This window comes from Bartonella sp. CL71SXKL (assembly GCF_042194935.1).
GTDB lineage: Bacteria > Pseudomonadota > Alphaproteobacteria > Rhizobiales > Rhizobiaceae > Bartonella.
On sequence record NZ_JBHINI010000098.1, the window covers coordinates 1 to 829 of the forward strand.

Annotated in this window: 3 protein-coding genes; all 3 read left to right on the forward strand. The window is 42.7% G+C overall.

Going from position 1 to position 829, the window contains the following annotated elements:
* Positions 1-235 (forward strand): hypothetical protein (locus tag ACFILA_RS09670; protein WP_375661141.1); only part of this gene is annotated, 235 nt, incomplete at its 5' end.
* Positions 207-578 (forward strand): phage head closure protein, encoded by a 372-nt coding sequence (locus ACFILA_RS09675; RefSeq protein ID WP_375661142.1) that lies wholly within the window; start codon positions 207-209, stop codon positions 576-578. The genes ACFILA_RS09670 and ACFILA_RS09675, both read left to right, overlap by 29 nt.
* Position 579: 1 nt before the next feature.
* Positions 580-829: hypothetical protein (locus tag ACFILA_RS09680; RefSeq protein WP_375661143.1), on the forward strand; the 250-nt coding region annotated here is incomplete at its 3' end.

The window sequence follows — 829 nt, forward strand, 5'->3', positions numbered from 1 at the left end:
TACCAGTTTAGTGAATCAGTCTGAAGCATTCGTCCAGGATTCGGTCGATTCAAAAACGTCGCTTGAAGTTTTTGAAAAGGATCCGATGTTCAAGCGAACTGTGTACACTCTGGCAACTCAGTTGTACTATGACCGGACTTTATCAGCCGGTTCGTCTAAAGGTTTACAGATGATGCTTAATCATCTAGATGGGAAGGTGACTGAAGATGGCTTTAAGCCGACCCAACAATCGTAAATATGACTATCAACCTTATCAGATGCGGAACAAAGCGCACTTCGGTCACGATGGTTTTAAGGAAAACGCACAGGGGGTAAATGTTCCATCCTTCGTTGATGACTTTAGTTTGCATTACGCTAATGTTAATCAAACCATGAACCAACGCTATTTAGCGGCTGGTACGGATATGGAATATACCACCACAATTGCGGTACACCATGATAAGCGTCTACATGATCAGCTTCGGTGCAAACTAGCAGACGGCAAGGAATACATCATTGCTCAATATTCGCCAAATGATGATATGTATAATTCTTACGACATTCTGGTTCTATCCAGGAAGACAAAGGGTGGTGCATAGCATGGCAGAGTATGCAGAAATGGATGACTTTCTAGAAGCCTGGCTGAACAAAGTCAAGATGATCTCGACCGATTTGACACCAGATCAACAAGCCAAAATTACTAAAGCTGGAGCAGATCAGTATATGAAAATGTTGCGTGAAGTGACTAATGCTAAGCACCGGTCAACTCACAACGATAAAAAGTTTGGGCACGCAGCCGATCATATTACTAATCAAGCAGCGGATGTTGATGGTAAAAGAACAGGTGTCT

What these genes read in the sequence shown, in the direction of transcription:
- ACFILA_RS09675 (WP_375661142.1), top strand. Translation starts at nt 207, where the DNA reads ATGGCTTTAAGCCGACCCAACAATCGTAAATATGACTATCAACCTTAT.